The following is a 14,940-nucleotide window of genomic DNA, read 5'->3' as shown; positions in this document are numbered from 1 at the left end:
AACAGAAACAGCGAATCTAAAGCATAGGACGATAAAATGACAATCAAAGTGGGAATTAACGGCTTTGGCCGTATGGGACGCCTGGCGCTGCGCGCCGCCTGGGAGTGGGACGATATCGAGTTTGTGCAGATCAACGACCCGGCGGGTGATGCCGCTACGCTGGCGCATCTGCTGACTTTCGATTCTATACATGGTCGCTGGGCCCATGAGGCAGTCGCCGAAGGCGAGCAGATAGTGATAGGTGATAAGCGTATCGATACCAGTGCCAACCGCGCCATCGGCGATACCGACTGGTCAGGCTGCGATCTGGTGATCGAGGCCTCAGGGGTGATGAAATCTAAGGCGCTGCTGCAAGCCTATCTGGACCAAGGGGTGAAGCGTGTGGTGGTGACGGCGCCAGTGAAAGAGGAAGGCGTGCTCAACATCGTCATGGGCGTAAACCATCATCTGTATGACAAGGATAAATACCCCATAGTCACGGCGGCCTCTTGCACCACCAACTGCCTAGCGCCTGTGGTGAAAGTGCTGCATGAGCAGATAGGCATCAAGCATGGCTCCATGACCACTATTCATGACATCACCAATACCCAGACTATCTTAGATGCGCCCCATAAGGATCTGCGCCGCGCCCGCGCCTGCGGTCAGTCGCTGATCCCGACCACCACGGGCTCGGCCACCGCCATCACCCACATCTTCCCTGAGCTTAAGGGTAAGCTGAATGGTCATGCGGTGCGTGTGCCTCTGGCCAACGCTTCTATCACGGACTGTGTGTTCGAGATGCAACGCCCCGTCACCGAACAGGAGGTTAACGCCCTGTTTAAGGCGGCAGCAGCCGGTGAGCTGCAGGACATTCTCGGCTACGAGGAGCGCCCGCTGGTTTCGGTGGATTACAAGACAGATCCCCGCTCCAGCATAGTCGATGCCCTGTCCACCATGGTGATTAACGGCACTCAGCTTAAGCTTTACGTTTGGTATGACAACGAGTGGGGCTATGCTAACCGCACCGCCGAATTGGCGCGTATGGTCGGCCGTATGGATAAGGCCTAATATTATGCTTGCCAGCCTGCGCGCCCTGCCAAGCGAGATGCGCCAGTATCTCTTGGTGACGGGCAACTATTGGGCCTTCACTCTTACTGACGGCGCGCTGCGCATGCTGGTGGTGCTCCATTTTCACCAGCTTGGCTATTCGCCTTTGTCGATTGCCATGCTGTTTCTCTTCTATGAGATCTTCGGTGTGGTCACCAACCTGGTGGGCGGCTATCTGGGGGCTCGTCTTGGACTCAATCGCACCATGAATATCGGCCTAGGGCTGCAGGTGGTGGCGTTGGCTATGTTGTTGGTGCCAAGTAGTTGGCTTGTCGTGCCTTGGGTGATGGCGGCCCAGGCGTTGTCGGGCATTGCCAAAGATCTCAATAAGATGAGTGCCAAGAGCAGTGTGAAGATGCTGGTGGCCAAGGGGGAAGAGGGCAGGCTGTACAAGTATATCGCCGTGTTGACCGGCTCTAAGAATGCCCTTAAAGGGGCGGGCTTCTTCCTCGGTGGCGCCTTGCTCGCACTGATGGGCTTTAAGGGGGCGATAGGTTTGATGGCGGCCCTGCTCTGTGTCGTCTGGCTAGTTAGTGTTATCAAGCTCAAACAAGATCTGGGCAAGGCGAAAAATAAGCCTAAATTTACCGAGATTTTTTCAAAGAGCCGTTCAATCAATATATTGTCAGCGGCGCGTATGTGCCTGTTTGCCGCCCGTGATGTCTGGTTTGTGGTGGCGCTGCCCGTCTATCTTGCCAGTCAGTTCGGCTGGGATCACTATCAGGTGGGCGGCTTCCTGGCCCTGTGGATTATCGGTTATGGTGCGGTGCAAAGCCTCGCCCCCAAGATCACCGGAAGAGCCAGCGGTGTGGTGCCGGACGGTCGCAGTGCCATGTGGTGGGCCAGTGTTCTTACCTTAATTCCAGCGCTGATCGCTTATTTGATGAGTGGTGAGTTGGCGGCAGCATCCCCTGACGCTAATCAAGGCATACTCTTAGTGGGGCTGATGTTGTTTGGCGCCCTGTTTGCCATCAACTCTTCTCTGCATAGCTACCTTATTGTGAGCTATGCCAGTGACGATGGCGTCTCCTTGGATGTGGGCTTCTATTACATGGCCAATGCTATAGGGCGTCTGCTGGGGACTATACTGTCGGGCTGGGTGTATCAGGCCTATGGACTGGGTGCTTGCCTGTGGATATCGACTGTGTTGCTGGGTCTGACCGCGGTGATTAGCGTGGGGTTGCCGAGGCGCTAGCCTTGGAATGAAAGCTTTGGCTTTGTTGACTATTCTAGCGACAGTGGGAATTGATTAAGAGTTCATATGCCAAGATTTAGAGTCACTGTATAACAAAATCAAAAGAATTTGATTATAGTGACTCTAGGTTCAACACTAATTGCTTGTTAATAGTAATCTGAATTTTAAAGGGATTTTTATGAAAGATTTAGAGAAAATCAAGATTTTAACCCGGGGTGAGAGGGGCGTTATTGCTGGCGTCTGCACTGGGTTGGCCGACTATTTCGGTTGGCGAGTCAACGGACTGCGGGTTGCTTTTGTCCTTAGCAGCCTATTCTTCTTCCTACCTGTGTTCGCCTATCTGGTGTGCTGGTTAGTGTTGCCCAAATATCCCACAACCCAAGCGATGCGCCGTCAGTTGCAGCGAAAGGCCAGCCAAACTCGTTGATTGGCCGATCCTGTATCTATGCGTTTGTGTCTGTTTATTCCCTTTCAATTTATAGTATTCCGTGTCAATTAAGCAATCTTAGGCCTAGCGCCGAGAGGTAGAGGCCCAGTCCGAATATGCCGTGGGTGATCAGACTGTGCAACCGAGCCTGGCCTGGATTAGGTAGGCGTGAGGCGGCAAGGCCTGCGCCCATGGCGGGTTGCATAAGCAAGAAGGGGGCGAGCACAGTGACTAGCCCCACCGCGAGGGCGGGGGTCAGGCTTGGGCTGGCCAGCCATTTTGAGCCGGCGACGAGCAGCAAGAGGGCGGCAAAGCTGACGCCGATAAGATAGTGGGCCAGCCAACCGATAAGGGTTTCACCCGGGACTGGGGCTGCCTCGGCGATCGCACGGTGACGAAACTGCCCCCGGGGCATGTGGCCCAGCCAGCGCCCCACCAAGTAGTAGCTGGGCAGCGGCATGCCCAGTAGTGGATGACGTAGCAGGCCCCAGAGATCTATGATGAGGGTGGCGCCCAGGCCTATAAGGAGGCAGTCGATTAGGGGAGTCATATTCATTCCTTTGTTGTGAGAAGCCGATGATATTGTTAGCTTACAACTTCAAGTCGACTTGAGGTCAAGGGGAGGGGCATGGATATTTCACAGGTCGCAAAGCGCTCCGGCGTACCGGCGTCGACCCTGCGTTATTACGAGGAGCGGGGACTGATCCGCTCGCTGGGGCGTCATGGTATTCGGCGCCAATTTGGCGCCGAGGTGTTAGAGCGTCTGGCGTTGATTGCCCTTGGGCGTTCGGCGGGATTGTCGCTCGATGAGATTGGTAGCATGCTAGGTACTGGCGGCGATCCCCTCATCGATAGAGAGCTGCTGCTGCGCCGGGCCGAAGAGCTGGAGAGCACCATATTGAGGATGCAGGCGATGCGCGATGGTTTGAGACACGCCGCCAGCTGCACCGCGCCCAGCCACATGGAGTGCCCCAAGTTTCGCCGTCTGATGAAGGCCGCCGCAGCAGGTGTCTTTGACCCTCAGGGTAAGCCACCTCTGCCGAGGATTTAAGAGCCGCTCCTTTGTGGCATGCCGCCTCATTACCTATGTTTTACGCTTTTGGGGCGCCCTACTTGCTAACATCTCTCTTTGTTTCAATTCGTTAACAATCGTTGCTTTCATTTTGAGCGCTTTTCGTTGTACTCTGGGATGCAATCAACAAAGCGTGGCGAAGATCACCAAAATAACGATAAAAATGACGAGGTTTGAATGGAAGGTATTACTGAATTTGTCAGTATGATCAACGGATTTGTATGGGGCACTCCCATGCTCGTGATGATCTTAGGTGTGGGTCTCTTTCTCTCTTTTGGCTTGCGGTTAATGCCGATTCTTAAACTGGGGACAGGCTTTAAGCTGCTCTGGTCGGGACGCATTCCCGATAAAGATAAACAGATGAAAGGGGAGATCAGCCCCTTTAATGCACTGATGACCTCGCTGTCGGCCACCATAGGTACGGGTAATATTGCTGGGGTGGCAACCGCCATCTTCATCGGTGGCCCGGGCGCCCTGTTTTGGATGTGGTGCACCGCCTTGGTGGGTATGGCGACTAAATTTTCTGAGGCCGTGCTGGCGGTGAAATACCGTGAAGTCGACGATAACGGTAATCATATCGGTGGCCCCATGTACTACATCAAGAATGGTCTTGGTAGTAAGTGGGCCTGGTTGGGCACCGCCTTCGCACTATTTGGTTCATTCGCGGGTTTCGGTATCGGCAATACGGTACAGGCCAACTCGGTCGCCGATGCCCTAAGAAGTAATTTTGATGTGCCAACCTGGGTCACAGGTGTGGTACTTATGGTGCTGGTGGGCGCCGTGCTCATGGGCGGTATCAAGCGTATCGCCGATGTGGCAGGAAAGTTGGTGCCGCTGATGACAGTATTCTATATCGCCGCAGGACTGTCGGTGATTGTGGTCAATGCGGCAGAGATCCCAGATGCTATCGCGCTTATCGTCCACAGCGCCTTTAATCCAGTGGCGGCTCAGGGCGGCTTTGCCGGTGCTGCTGTTTGGGCGGCGGTGCGTTTTGGTGTGGCTCGCGGCGTATTCTCTAACGAGGCGGGTTTGGGGAGTGCGCCCATTGCCCATGCGGCGGCGCAGACCAATAACCCGGTCGCTCAGGGTTTAGTGGCCATGCTAGGGACCTTTATCGATACCCTGGTGGTGTGTACCATTACGGGCTTGGCGATTGTTGTCTCCGGTGCCTGGACTTCTGGTGAGAATGGTGCCGCGCTGACTTCCTATGCTTTCTCGCATGCTTTACCTATGGGTAATTATATTGTGGCTATCGCCCTCTCTATTTTTGCCTTTACTACTATCTTGGGCTGGAGCGTCTATAGCGAGAAGTGTGTGCAGTATCTGTTTGGTGTGCGTGCGGTGAAGCCGTTTAGAGCCATCTGGGTCTTAGTCGTCCCGTTAGGGGCTGTCAGTTCACTCGACTTCATATGGCTGCTTGCCGATACTCTGAATGCCATGATGGCAATCCCTAACTTGATCGCCTTGGCACTGCTTAGCCCTGTAGTCTTCGGGTTAACCCGTGAGTACTTCATCAAGAAGCGCCAGCAGGAGGCCGAGGCTAAGAGTTAAGCGCTAAGAGTTAGCCTTGATATATGACAAAAAGCGCCCTTGGGCGCTTTTTTGTGTTGCGAACTCTGTCGCTAGTGAAAATGCTAGTCGAGGCGCTTGGTGAAGCGCAGTGAGGCGACTAGGATGCCGACCAGGGTGAAACCGATCAACCAGAGGGCATCAAATGGCATGTCGCTCAGGGCACCACCGCGCAGCAAATAGATTCCGCTGCATGGAGCCTGGCCCCATGCAGCCTTTGATGAGCAGTTGCGGGGGAGTTCAGTAGAAGTCGCCTCCCATGGCTCGTTTTAGCGCCGCCTCTTCGAGTAGCTCCTCCAAGCGGCGTTTAACTTCGCGTCTGTGCTGTAATTCGCAGGCGGCTTTAGGGTTCTTAGGTGCTGTGATCGCTTCGATTTCAGCATCGTTCGGAATAACATCGAGTAACTGAGCCATAGTGAAATCCTCGTCAAATAAAGTGCTTGAGCATTCATTTGGTGCTATTTAGCACTGATTCGCTTTAACATAAAGTCAACTGAGTCAAAGTGTTAGCCTTTTGGTCTCCCAAGGTGTCATCTGAGTTCAGAGCACATTAGCGAGCGCTAATGAGAAAAGTAGCAGGGGATTTTGGTTTTTTGTTTGATCGAGTTAACACAATTGCATTTGTCGGTGTTTACGATAAAAATTGTGCAGTTTAACCGAGAGGGTTAGGTTAACAATCTGTTTTTAATAGATTTATTTTTTTGGGGATGGTGAGCTGCCAGCTAAATTAGTGGCAACTCATCTAAATTTGGATCACAAATCGAAACTATAGCTGTAGCTCACCAGTACTTTTGGGTCGTCATCATCAAGGTCGGTATCGCTGACCATGAATGAGAAGGTGCCAAATTCGCTTTCTTTATCCAGTGACACTGAATAGTCCGCGTAGTTGTCTGTGTCGAACCAAGCATTGACGACATCACCGCTTGAGTAACCATAGTGAACATTTAGCGACAGGCTCTCTGATATCGGGAAGCTGATGCCAGCATTAATATATTGGAGATCTTTTTCGTCATAGGGATCTGAGGCGACATCGCTATCGGCATTCACGACATGGGAATAGGAGAGACTCAACCATTTCCAGCTTATGCCCACGGAAATTTCGCCAAAGTCTATGCTCGAATCGCTGTCGGGATAGGCGTAGTAGAGGTAGCCAATGTCATAACCAAAGTCCTCGCCAACGCTGCCGGCATAGCCACCGTAGAAATCGATCTCATAGGTGGTGTCGTCGCCAAAATCGACATTAGAGGCCCAGGTGCCCAGGTAAAGGCCGCTGTCATGCTCATAGTCGATACCGCCTTGTATTGCGGCGGCGTCACCGGTTTGTGTGGCACCTCGCCATAAGTAGTTAGAGGTGGCGCCTATGTTGCCCGTTACGCTAGCGCTGGCTGGTAAGGCAACCATTAAGGTTCCCGCAAGGATGCTAAGGGTTCGCAATGCTTGTTTCATACTCATTCCTTTTATTGGTCTATGGGAGCGGCTCTGCCTGTTGTTATGAGTATTGTCAGGCCGCGTACAAGTTAAAGCGAAGAGTGTGCCAAGTATTTATTTGTTATTTTTCATGAGGTTATTTTGTTTGCATCATATTTAAGCAATAAAGTGGTGAAAAATGATGCATAAAATGCACTAGAAAAGTGCATAAAAAAACCTCCAAGTGGAGGCTTTTTCTTTGCGAGTAAAAAAGTAGCGATTTAGTTTACGCTGTCTTTTAACGTCTTACCGGCTTTAAACTTAGGTACTACGGCCGCTGGGATCTGAATTTCTTTGCCCGTTTGTGGGTTGCGGCCTGTACGTGCTGCGCGGCTAGTGGTCTCGAAAGAACCAAAACCTACAATAGAGATTTTTTCGCCGTTCTTCATCGCTTCCGCTACCGTTTCTTCGAAAGATTTTAAGGCGCGAGCAGCTTCAGCTTTAGTGAGTTCAGCGCTTTCCGCTATTTTTGCAACAAGTTCAGTTTTATTCATTTGGATAGTCTCTTCTTTCCGTAGATTTAGTAATACCAATTACATTAGATACTTGCAATTGCTGGACTTAACATGCCACAAGCATCCCTATAATGAAAGCGGTTTTATGCACTTATACGAGGCTTTAGTCAAAATCAGTAAAAAATTAATTGCCATCTAGGGTAAGAAGGCAATCTGGGCGTAGCGGCTTTGTCAGTCAGACGACTTAGATGATTTAACTACTTAAATAAAGTGGGCCATTGAGTAAGGCCCACTAGGTGGGGTTTAGAGGTTGGACTGAAATTTATGCCTTTTCACCGGTATCTACAGGAGCGGCCAGGTAGTGCTTTAACCCCTTAGAGAAGGCCATATACCACTGAAAACTCAGCAGGATGAGCACGACCATGGCGATAGCCCAGATGGGAAGTTCCTGGCCGCGAACGACGACCTTAACGTCTTCTGGAGTGATCTGATAGGCGATGATGGCCGTGGCGCCCAGTGCCGTAAACCCAAGCGTCTGAATGCCGATATAGATTTTTAATACCAGGCTGGCCCAGGCGGTTCTGGCTATCAGACCTATCAACACGGGAATTACTCCTAGCGTAAAGAGATCAAAGGTCTGGCTTTGCAGTGCGCGCCAACCGGCGAGAATGGCGATGACAATATAGAGGGCGATCAGTAGCAATATGCTGGATGTCGGTCGATTCATCTTAATTAGTGTGCGGTTAATCATTTGCACCGCAGTGTAGAAAAATGGCGCAGCTTAGTCCAATGCTTTACCCAATTTAACCGCTAATGCTGCCTAGGCGCCTTGCTTAAGGTAAGATGTCGCCCAAGTTGATAGGGTAACGGCAGTGAGCGGTTATCCACTGAGCGCCACGCCTTATGATGAGAAGAGCATGAAAGAAATTGAATTTTGGCAGTTAGTCACCCGCAGTCAGCCGCAGCAAGATCAAGAGAGCCTGGCCGCAGACCTGAAAGGGAAGCTTATGCTGCTGAGTGACGAAGAGCTTGCGGCTTTTGATAAGATCTTTTCCCAACAGATGCGCCGAGCCTATTTGTGGTCGCTCTGGGGGGCGGCGTATATCGTGACTGGTTGTGACAGCGAGTATGGCTTTGCCGAATTTCGCTGTTTTCTGATCTCTCTGGGTCAGGAGTGGTTTGAGAAAGTGTTGGTCGACCCTGATCAGTTGGCGCAGCTACCAGCTTGGCCGGAGAAAGATGGCTATGCCTATCCTTTTGTGGACGAATATGACCTGATGGCTGGTCAGATCTATGAGGATCGCACAGGACAGGAGCTACCCTTTGTGCCCTCGGGTCAGGCAACGCCTCAGGGCAAGAAATTCTCACATAAGAAAAAACAGCTGAAGGCGACTTACCCTCAGCTGTTTCAGTTGTTTCCTTTTTAGTGACAGCGTAGCAGCCTGGGTTTAAAAGCAAACCTGGGTATTGCTGTCGAACTGCAATTCATGCTCGGCACAGGCGCCTTCCATGAACTTTTCTTCGGCCTGTTCTAACTGGGCGTCGAGATCAGACTGGAAGGTATCTAATACCTGATTTTCATTCTCTTCCTGATGCTGATCCAGGATCTGGTAATGCTGCTCAACCGCGGCGCGTTCGCTGTCGGTTAACTCATTGGCGTTGGTGCCTGAAATGAAGGCGAATCCCAGGATGAAGGTGGCCAATAGGGCAATTCTACCTGAGAATGTTGGACGGATTAGCTTGCTCATGCTTTTAGTTCCAGTCGGTGTCTTAAATTAAGTGGTTGCCGGTATCAGCACCTGCTTGTGCCATGTTGCACTGGTGGTGGGCGCTGCCGTTTGCGTGGCGCCTATTTTAACGGCGATTTCTTGAACCTTAGCTGAACAAAAAAGCAACAGATTAGCTTTTATTCAATTAGCTAAATGCAGTCAACCATTTAGAGGGCGTTAGTGATTTTGCATGGCATCGCACTGGAAGCCCTGACGGCTGTTGTCGAAGCGGCATCTGAGTCCACATTCCCATAAGACATCTCCCAGCGTTTTAGATTGCTCTATGGCGAAGGTCTTACAACTTTCATAGTCGTCAAAGTCATCTGTTTTTTTGTAGCGACCCGAGTTATAGCCATGGGCATAGACAAAGGCTGACCAGGTTTCGGGTTGTTGCTGGGTTTCTTCTGCAGTGATCCAGTAGATGACGCCTGCCAGCAGAGCGAAGAGTATGAAGACAAAGAGAATGGGAGTACGATTTTGCATGATTAACCTTGTGTAAAGCATTCACTTGATGAGTTTACCCCAGGCTCGCAGCAAATTGATACAAACTGGGTTAAAACCTGTTTGCTCGGGAGAAAAGGGACCCTCCCACTTGTCCAAAAGGTAACGAGGCGATGAAAAGACTCGCGAGCATTTTGTATTAAGCCTATATTCAGGTTAGCTTTTGTACACTGATGGGAATAGGAAACCCTAATCTGTGACCCTTTGCTTGGGCGATTAAGGAGGCGTAATTATGAAGTTTCAATCTCTACTCTTGGTGGGGGCATTGGTGTCGCTGAACCTTGCTGCCGAAGAAGTCAAAGAGAACCCAGTTACCGAGACGGGTGTGGTTAAGATCACCTGGCAAGATGTGGATAGCTATCGCGATGTGAAAGCCGTGGGAGATATTCAGTCCCGCTACGAGCTGCGCGTGTTTGAGACCTTGACCAAAAATCTCAACAAGTCGGCAGAAAAAACACTTAAGCCCAACCAAAAACTGGAAATGGTGGTGACTGATCTCGACTTGGCTGGTGATGTGAGGCCGACCTTTGGCGCCACACCAAACGACATTCGTCTTATTGAAGATATCTATCCGCCGCGAATGACCTTTAGTTATCAGGTATTAGAGGGCGATCAAGTCATTATCGCTGGTGATGAGAAACTCAGAGACATGAGTTTTATGCACACAGTTGGCACCATGAACGATAGACCCCTCAGATATGAGTCTAAGATGCTGAGCAACTGGCTGAAAAAGTCGGTGGAGCCCAAACTTTAGTGCGCTGACCCATGGGTTAAGCAAACTTAAGCGGTCGATACATGGCGATCGCAGCGTCGTTGGGCGCAGGTGTAAACAGGCTAAAGCCAGTGATAGTGGCTTTGGCCTGTTTTTTTGCCGCTGCGCTGTAGGCTGACAGCCCCTGCTCGTCGCAAAAACGAGTGACTTCCGGCGGCAGTAGTCCGACACAAAGGCTGATTAAGGGATGAGCCTTTAATTGACCCTGCCTGTCTTCGGCCATCATCTGCTGACGTTGCCAGTCGGCCTGATGATAAAACTGCTGCTTATTAGCGTTGAAGCGGTTTAGCAGGTCGCGGCATTGCTCGACAAAGCCATCGCTTGTGCTGATCACCACAAAATCATCGCCGCCAACATGTCCGACAAAATGGTCATCGCCCAGCACTTGTTGCAGGCACAGGGCCAAAGATTGAATTACCTCATCTCCACGGCAGAAACCATAGATATCGTTATAGGGTTTAAAGTGACACAGGTCGAAATAGGCGAGATAAAAGGCGCGATCCTGCAGACGAAGGCGTTGTAACTCCTCCTGGATGGGAATATTGCCCGGCAAGCCGCTCAAGGGGTTGGCATGTCTGGCCATCTTGATGCGTTGTTCCGTGATCTGTTGTAGGAGATCTTTGGTGTGTCCTATGCCTAACAGGCGTTGATCGCGCATCACGATAAAATGCGGGGCCACAGTGCCGTGCTCGGCGGTCAGACGTTGACTCACTTCAGAGATCGGCGTGCAGGCTGCTACACGGAGCACTTTATCGTTCATCACTTTCACTACAGGACAATTCTCGTGCAACGCCCTGCCATAGGGCGTGCTGAACAGCTCCATCAGTTGCGCCCGGTCGATGACCCCAAGGGGTTGCTGCTGCGCATCGATAATGGCCACTACCTGCAGATGTGGTGAGCGGGTGAAGCGGTTACTCAGCGCCTTGAGTTTAGTCTCGGGCGTGACTGATATGGTGCGGGTTGCCAGGCTCTCAGCCGATTCGGCGTAGCGCGTTTGGCGCTGCTTGATCTCCAAAGGGGCGATCGCCGCCAAGTCTTGAATTGGCTGGGTTTGTGGGCGGCCCAGCAGATATCCCTGACAATAGACTATGCCCAGCTGGGTAAGCAGTGCCAGCTCGGCAGGTGTCTCTATGCCTTCGGCGATCACCTTACAACTCAGGCTTTGACAGAGATCTATGATGGAGCGAACAAACTCTTGCTTGACCGGTGATTGATCGATTTGATGGATAAAGTGTCTATCGATTTTCACATAATCTGGTGCCAGTTCAGACCAGAGTCTCAGCCCTGAGTAGCCAGTACCGAGATCGTCGATGGCGGTAAGAAATCCCTGACTACGGTAGTGGTTGAGGCAATCTTTTAAAAGGTCGATATCATCGGCGGGATACTGCTCCGACAGCTCAATCACTATCTGATCCGGCGATAGTCCCAGCTCCTGCACCAGGCTAAGGGTTAGGCCTTTGGCGTGACTGGGTTCCAGCAGTGCCTTGGGGGAGATGTTGATAAACAGCTTGCCCGGTAGCTCGCGGGCATCGAATTGCCTGATTGAGTGACGACGGCAGATCTCTTCAAGCTCAGACAGGCGCCCCTCGTGGGCCGCAGTTTGAAACAGGGGCACAGGGGAGAAGAGGGCGCTATGTTCAGGGCCTCGGCTCAGGGCCTCGAAGCCGTGCAGACGCTGGCTATTGATATTGAAGATGGGCTGAAACAGTACATGGATCTTCTCATTCTCGATGATCTTATCCAGTTCACTGCTCAGGTCGATTGCTGTCATGTGGGGCCGCCTCATATTAAACTTACGGCGATTCTATGACCATGCCATGACAGCAATATGACACTAAAGAATGAGCTTACTTGGCCTGACTTTTAAAGGCTTGCAGGGTCTGCAGCAGTACACCGAGTTTACGCACAAAGCTTTCCAGCGCTGGGGCCAGAGCTTCAGCATCGGTGGGAAGCTGGGTCATCTCGTCAGCCAGCTCCTGTACATAGGGGCCGAAGCGGTTGCTACGTGCCTTAAAGCCTTCATCTTGGGTAAAGATGGTGGTGAATTTACCGTGGCCAGCCTTCTTTAATTCATCCAGTTTGGCATCGGCGTCGATCGCCTGGCGATAGGCGACTTGCAGATTTTCTTTCAGTTGCTCTATTAGGTGACTATGTGGCATAACAGCCTCGTATTGAAAAATTTAGCCGAATTATAAGGGGCAAGCCTGATGGCAACAAGTCGACCGCGATTATTAACCATAGGGATGTTACTGCTGACAGGGATATTGTCACTCAATGCGCTGGCAGCTCCTGAAGATAAACCTCCTTTTTATAAAATCAGTTATCAAGGCAAACAGGCCTATTTGTTGGGCTCTGTCCATGTTGGGCTGGCTGACTTTTACCCCATGGCGCCTCAGATTGAGGCGGCGTTTGCCGAGGCGGGTGCCTTGGCGGTCGAGGCAGATACCAGCAAGGCTGATATCATGGGGCTTATCCGCCAATATGGGCTGACTCAGGTGACGGCCGATGCCAAGACTCAAGCGCGGATGCAGCACTTTTGTCAAAACCGCGCCGAGCTTTGCAATCAGCTGCAGCCCTATTCGCCCTGGATGCAGGCGATGCAGCTGAGCGTGATGCGCTTTTCGGCGCTGGGATATCAGGCGCAGTGGGGCGTCGATCAGGTGTTACAGGGTAAGAATGGATCGCGCCCGGTTATAGAGCTGGAAAGTACAGAGTTTCAATTTCAGCTGATGGCATCTTTTAATGCCAATACTCAGTGGGAGATGGTGCTTGAGGCGATCGATGCGCCGGACGATGAGATGCAGCAGTTGATTAAGGCTTGGCGCAGTGGTGATGAAGCCGCTTTGGATGACTTGATGCAAGGACAGATGTTACACGATGGCGATCAAGCGCTTATCGATAAGATGCTCTGGCAACGTAACGAGCAGATGACGACCAAGATCCTGTCGCTGATGACGAATCAGACCACGCCGTCACCCTTGTTTGTGGTGGTGGGGGCTGGCCATGTGGTGGGTGACAAGGGCATTCCTGCCAAATTTTCCCGTATTGAGGGCGTTAAGGTACAAAACTGTTGGCAGCAAGCCTGTAATTAGGGCTCAGCGGAAACTCAGTCGCTTAGTCTGTGTTTGGCTATACTGTTAAGCAAGATTACCTTAAGCCGAGTTGTCGCTGAGCGCTTTTAGCTGACACTCAAGGATGCATGGAGGCAAGATGCAGGCTGAAGCGACCCTTTTCCCAGTACGCCCGGAGTTTCAGGCGATCCCCCGCCAATGGGATTCGCGCCATGACGGCGTGGTGGCCCGTGTCGATCCCGGTAGCTTCTACGTCACCGCCCACGATGAATTAATTTTTACTCGCTTGGGGTCCTGTGTGGCCGCCTGTATCTGGGATCCTTTGTTGGGGATTGGCGGTTTAAACCACTTTCTGTTGCCTGAGCGTCAACTGCACGAAGATTGGCATCAGCTCACCAGTTATAGCTGCCGCTATGGTAACTGGGCAATGGAGCAGTTGATCAACAACATATTGAGTCTGGGTGGAATGCGTAATCGACTGAAAGCCAAAGTGTTTGGCGGTGCGCAGATGACGCAGACCAGCGTGCTCAACGTCGGTGAATCTAATATCAGCTTCGTAAAAAACTACCTCAAGACAGAGGCGATAGAGATAGTGAGTGAAGATCTCGGTGGGCCTTGGCCGCGTAAGGTGCTTTTTCACCCCAACAGCGGCAAGGTTAAGTTGATGCGTCTGTCACCAGATCGCATCACCAAGATGATGTCCGAGGAGCAGCGTTATCTCAAGCAGATCGTTACCGCGCAAGAAGATAGCCAGGTGGAGCTGTTCGACTAGAGCCTGCGCATGATGAAGTGAACGTAGCGCCCCAGGCCTACATAGGCTGGATGCGTTGAGTATTGCAGCTCCATCTCCAGCAGCTGGCTAAAGTCGCTGTTGGGGGGCTGGTGGGTTTTGAGATAATCATGGATCACTCTTACCCCTGACTCTGACAGCAGCTCCATCTGCCAATCCTCTACCCATTTTCTGACATCCTGGATATAAAGAGGGTAACTGGGTGTGAGTCCAACCTTCTTCTTTACCTTAAAGTCGGCGGCCACATAATCAAAGTTGCCCGAGATTAGGCTGTGAAAACGCATCGCTTCCTTGTTGTAGAACATGAGCGAAAACAGGCCATCAGGTTTTAATAGCCCAGTGAGATCGCCTAGGGTCTGCTTGGCATCACTGAGCCATTCGGCAACCGCATGGCAGAGGATGAGATCGAACTGGCCAAGTGTCTCTTGGGTCAGGGATTGAATCGGCGCGTGAATCAGGCTGATATCCAAGGTCTCGCCACTGCTCTCTTCATAGGCTTGAATCTGCGCCTTGCCCAGAGCCAACATCTCACTGGAGATATCGCACAGGGTAACGCTATGGCCGAGTTTGGCCAGTTTCTGGCAGAAGAAGCCAAAACCACCGCCGGCGTCCAAAATACGCAATGGCCCCTTGGGCAGCTGTGCCATTGCCTGGGATAGATCGCGCCAGAGCACGGCGGCACGCACTTCGCCCTTTGGGGTACCATAGATATTTTTGGCAAATTTACCGGCTAATGCATCGAAGTTTTTGTCTTGCACTGGGTGAC

The 14,940-nt window shown here is 51.6% G+C and carries 19 protein-coding genes; 9 read left to right on the top strand and 10 right to left on the bottom strand.

The window, feature by feature from the left end; all coding sequences use genetic code 11:
* The first annotated feature begins 36 nt into the window (after positions 1-36).
* From NY07_RS09125 to NY07_RS09115, 3 genes are all read left to right on the top strand, one after another.
* Entirely contained in the window at positions 37-1,047 is a 1,011-nt protein-coding gene (locus NY07_RS09125; RefSeq protein ID WP_033539044.1) for an ArsJ-associated glyceraldehyde-3-phosphate dehydrogenase, read from the top strand.
* A 4-nt stretch (positions 1,048-1,051) separates the two neighbouring features.
* A complete protein-coding gene (gene arsJ, locus NY07_RS09120; protein WP_033539043.1) occupies positions 1,052-2,281 on the top strand; it encodes an organoarsenical effux MFS transporter ArsJ in 1,230 nt (409 codons plus the stop codon).
* A 178-nt stretch (positions 2,282-2,459) separates the two neighbouring features.
* Positions 2,460-2,708 (top strand): PspC domain-containing protein, encoded by a 249-nt coding sequence (locus tag NY07_RS09115; RefSeq protein ID WP_033539042.1) that lies wholly within the window; start codon positions 2,460-2,462, stop codon positions 2,706-2,708.
* Positions 2,709-2,772: 64 nt separating this feature from the next.
* On the opposite strand, the gene NY07_RS09110 is transcribed toward NY07_RS09115, so the two are convergent.
* On the bottom strand, positions 2,773-3,258 hold the full coding sequence (locus tag NY07_RS09110; protein ID WP_033539041.1) for a DUF2938 domain-containing protein: 486 nt from the start codon (positions 3,256-3,258) through the stop codon (positions 2,773-2,775).
* Positions 3,259-3,336: 78 nt separating this feature from the next.
* Between NY07_RS09110 and NY07_RS09105 the strand changes: the two genes are divergently transcribed.
* Together NY07_RS09105 and NY07_RS09100 are read left to right on the top strand one after the other, a co-directional pair.
* The gene (locus NY07_RS09105) at positions 3,337-3,759 is read left to right on the top strand and encodes a helix-turn-helix domain-containing protein (RefSeq protein ID WP_033539040.1); all 423 of its coding nucleotides are present in this window, start codon (positions 3,337-3,339) and stop codon (positions 3,757-3,759) included.
* A 198-nt stretch (positions 3,760-3,957) separates the two neighbouring features.
* Complete coding sequence (locus tag NY07_RS09100) at positions 3,958-5,331, top strand: alanine/glycine:cation symporter family protein (protein ID WP_033539039.1); 1,374 nt, start codon at positions 3,958-3,960, stop codon at positions 5,329-5,331.
* 258 nt (positions 5,332-5,589) lie between these two features.
* On the opposite strand, the gene NY07_RS19605 is transcribed toward NY07_RS09100, so the two are convergent.
* The 4 genes from NY07_RS19605 to NY07_RS09085 form a co-directional block, all read right to left on the bottom strand.
* Positions 5,590-5,763: a hypothetical protein gene (locus tag NY07_RS19605; protein WP_011864234.1), complete on the bottom strand. Its 174-nt coding sequence runs from the start codon at positions 5,761-5,763 to the stop codon at positions 5,590-5,592.
* A 339-nt stretch (positions 5,764-6,102) separates the two neighbouring features.
* Positions 6,103-6,795 carry a TorF family putative porin gene (locus tag NY07_RS09095; protein WP_033539038.1) on the bottom strand — a complete coding sequence of 231 codons (693 nt, stop codon included), beginning with the start codon at positions 6,793-6,795 and terminating at the stop codon, positions 6,103-6,105.
* 242 nt (positions 6,796-7,037) lie between these two features.
* Positions 7,038-7,310, bottom strand: coding sequence for an HU family DNA-binding protein (locus tag NY07_RS09090; RefSeq protein WP_011864236.1), 273 nt, complete (start codon positions 7,308-7,310; stop codon positions 7,038-7,040).
* A gap of 283 nt (positions 7,311-7,593) precedes the next feature.
* Positions 7,594-8,022, bottom strand: coding sequence for a hypothetical protein (locus NY07_RS09085; protein WP_235363910.1), 429 nt, complete (start codon positions 8,020-8,022; stop codon positions 7,594-7,596).
* A 166-nt stretch (positions 8,023-8,188) separates the two neighbouring features.
* Between NY07_RS09085 and NY07_RS09080 the strand changes: the two genes are divergently transcribed.
* On the top strand, positions 8,189-8,698 hold the full coding sequence (locus NY07_RS09080; RefSeq protein ID WP_033539124.1) for a DUF4240 domain-containing protein: 510 nt from the start codon (positions 8,189-8,191) through the stop codon (positions 8,696-8,698).
* A gap of 21 nt (positions 8,699-8,719) precedes the next feature.
* On the opposite strand, the gene NY07_RS09075 is transcribed toward NY07_RS09080, so the two are convergent.
* Both NY07_RS09075 and NY07_RS09070 read right to left on the bottom strand, forming a co-directional pair.
* The gene (locus NY07_RS09075) at positions 8,720-9,019 is read right to left on the bottom strand and encodes a hypothetical protein (protein WP_033539037.1); all 300 of its coding nucleotides are present in this window, start codon (positions 9,017-9,019) and stop codon (positions 8,720-8,722) included.
* A gap of 198 nt (positions 9,020-9,217) precedes the next feature.
* A complete protein-coding gene (locus NY07_RS09070; RefSeq protein ID WP_033539036.1) occupies positions 9,218-9,523 on the bottom strand; it encodes a periplasmic protein in 306 nt (101 codons plus the stop codon).
* Positions 9,524-9,773: 250 nt separating this feature from the next.
* Between NY07_RS09070 and NY07_RS09065 the strand changes: the two genes are divergently transcribed.
* Positions 9,774-10,295, top strand: a complete 522-nt coding sequence (locus NY07_RS09065) for a DUF3016 domain-containing protein (RefSeq protein ID WP_033539035.1) — start codon at positions 9,774-9,776, stop codon at positions 10,293-10,295.
* 16 nt (positions 10,296-10,311) lie between these two features.
* Here the strand turns inward: NY07_RS09065 and NY07_RS09060 are convergent, their stop codons facing one another.
* Together NY07_RS09060 and NY07_RS09055 are read right to left on the bottom strand one after the other, a co-directional pair.
* Positions 10,312-12,084, bottom strand: coding sequence for a bifunctional diguanylate cyclase/phosphodiesterase (locus NY07_RS09060; protein ID WP_033539034.1), 1,773 nt, complete (start codon positions 12,082-12,084; stop codon positions 10,312-10,314).
* A gap of 76 nt (positions 12,085-12,160) precedes the next feature.
* Positions 12,161-12,472 carry a hypothetical protein gene (locus tag NY07_RS09055; protein ID WP_033539033.1) on the bottom strand — a complete coding sequence of 104 codons (312 nt, stop codon included), beginning with the start codon at positions 12,470-12,472 and terminating at the stop codon, positions 12,161-12,163.
* Between the two features lie 48 nt (positions 12,473-12,520).
* Between NY07_RS09055 and NY07_RS09050 the strand changes: the two genes are divergently transcribed.
* Both NY07_RS09050 and NY07_RS09045 read left to right on the top strand, forming a co-directional pair.
* On the top strand, positions 12,521-13,405 hold the full coding sequence (locus NY07_RS09050) for a TraB/GumN family protein (protein ID WP_033539032.1): 885 nt from the start codon (positions 12,521-12,523) through the stop codon (positions 13,403-13,405).
* Positions 13,406-13,523: 118 nt separating this feature from the next.
* Positions 13,524-14,156: a chemotaxis protein CheD gene (locus tag NY07_RS09045; RefSeq protein ID WP_033539031.1), complete on the top strand. Its 633-nt coding sequence runs from the start codon at positions 13,524-13,526 to the stop codon at positions 14,154-14,156.
* Here the strand turns inward: NY07_RS09045 and NY07_RS09040 are convergent.
* Complete coding sequence (locus tag NY07_RS09040) at positions 14,153-14,932, bottom strand: methyltransferase (RefSeq protein ID WP_033539123.1); 780 nt, start codon at positions 14,930-14,932, stop codon at positions 14,153-14,155. The two genes, NY07_RS09045 and NY07_RS09040, sit on opposite strands and share 4 nt — an antisense overlap.
* Between the last annotated feature and the right edge of the window lie 8 nt (positions 14,933-14,940).

The organism is Shewanella sp. ECSMB14101, assembly GCF_000773485.1.
Lineage (GTDB): Bacteria > Pseudomonadota > Gammaproteobacteria > Enterobacterales > Shewanellaceae > Shewanella > Shewanella marisflavi.
This window is presented reverse-complemented; position numbering and strand designations above follow the sequence as displayed.

Excerpts from the sequence above, each read along its gene's own strand:
- NY07_RS09095 (WP_033539038.1), bottom strand. The coding sequence starts at position 6,795 with ATGAAACAAGCATTGCGAACCCTTAGCATCCTTGCGGGAACCTTAATG.
- NY07_RS09105 (WP_033539040.1), top strand. The coding sequence starts at position 3,337 with ATGGATATTTCACAGGTCGCAAAGCGCTCCGGCGTACCGGCGTCGACC.
- NY07_RS09055 (WP_033539033.1), bottom strand. The coding sequence starts at position 12,472 with ATGCCACATAGTCACCTAATAGAGCAACTGAAAGAAAATCTGCAAGTC.
- NY07_RS09045 (WP_033539031.1), top strand. The coding sequence starts at position 13,524 with ATGCAGGCTGAAGCGACCCTTTTCCCAGTACGCCCGGAGTTTCAGGCG.
- NY07_RS09050 (WP_033539032.1), top strand. The coding sequence starts at position 12,521 with ATGGCAACAAGTCGACCGCGATTATTAACCATAGGGATGTTACTGCTG.
- NY07_RS09090 (WP_011864236.1), bottom strand. The coding sequence starts at position 7,310 with ATGAATAAAACTGAACTTGTTGCAAAAATAGCGGAAAGCGCTGAACTC.
- NY07_RS09080 (WP_033539124.1), top strand. The coding sequence starts at position 8,189 with ATGAAAGAAATTGAATTTTGGCAGTTAGTCACCCGCAGTCAGCCGCAG.
- NY07_RS09065 (WP_033539035.1), top strand. The coding sequence starts at position 9,774 with ATGAAGTTTCAATCTCTACTCTTGGTGGGGGCATTGGTGTCGCTGAAC.
- NY07_RS09110 (WP_033539041.1), bottom strand. The coding sequence starts at position 3,258 with ATGACTCCCCTAATCGACTGCCTCCTTATAGGCCTGGGCGCCACCCTC.
- NY07_RS09125 (WP_033539044.1), top strand. The coding sequence starts at position 37 with ATGACAATCAAAGTGGGAATTAACGGCTTTGGCCGTATGGGACGCCTG.
- NY07_RS09115 (WP_033539042.1), top strand. The coding sequence starts at position 2,460 with ATGAAAGATTTAGAGAAAATCAAGATTTTAACCCGGGGTGAGAGGGGC.
- NY07_RS09075 (WP_033539037.1), bottom strand. The coding sequence starts at position 9,019 with ATGAGCAAGCTAATCCGTCCAACATTCTCAGGTAGAATTGCCCTATTG.
- NY07_RS09100 (WP_033539039.1), top strand. The coding sequence starts at position 3,958 with ATGGAAGGTATTACTGAATTTGTCAGTATGATCAACGGATTTGTATGG.
- NY07_RS19605 (WP_011864234.1), bottom strand. The coding sequence starts at position 5,763 with ATGGCTCAGTTACTCGATGTTATTCCGAACGATGCTGAAATCGAAGCG.
- NY07_RS09085 (WP_235363910.1), bottom strand. The coding sequence starts at position 8,022 with ATGATTAACCGCACACTAATTAAGATGAATCGACCGACATCCAGCATA.
- arsJ (WP_033539043.1), top strand. The coding sequence starts at position 1,052 with ATGCTTGCCAGCCTGCGCGCCCTGCCAAGCGAGATGCGCCAGTATCTC.
- NY07_RS09060 (WP_033539034.1), bottom strand. The coding sequence starts at position 12,084 with ATGACAGCAATCGACCTGAGCAGTGAACTGGATAAGATCATCGAGAAT.
- NY07_RS09070 (WP_033539036.1), bottom strand. The coding sequence starts at position 9,523 with ATGCAAAATCGTACTCCCATTCTCTTTGTCTTCATACTCTTCGCTCTG.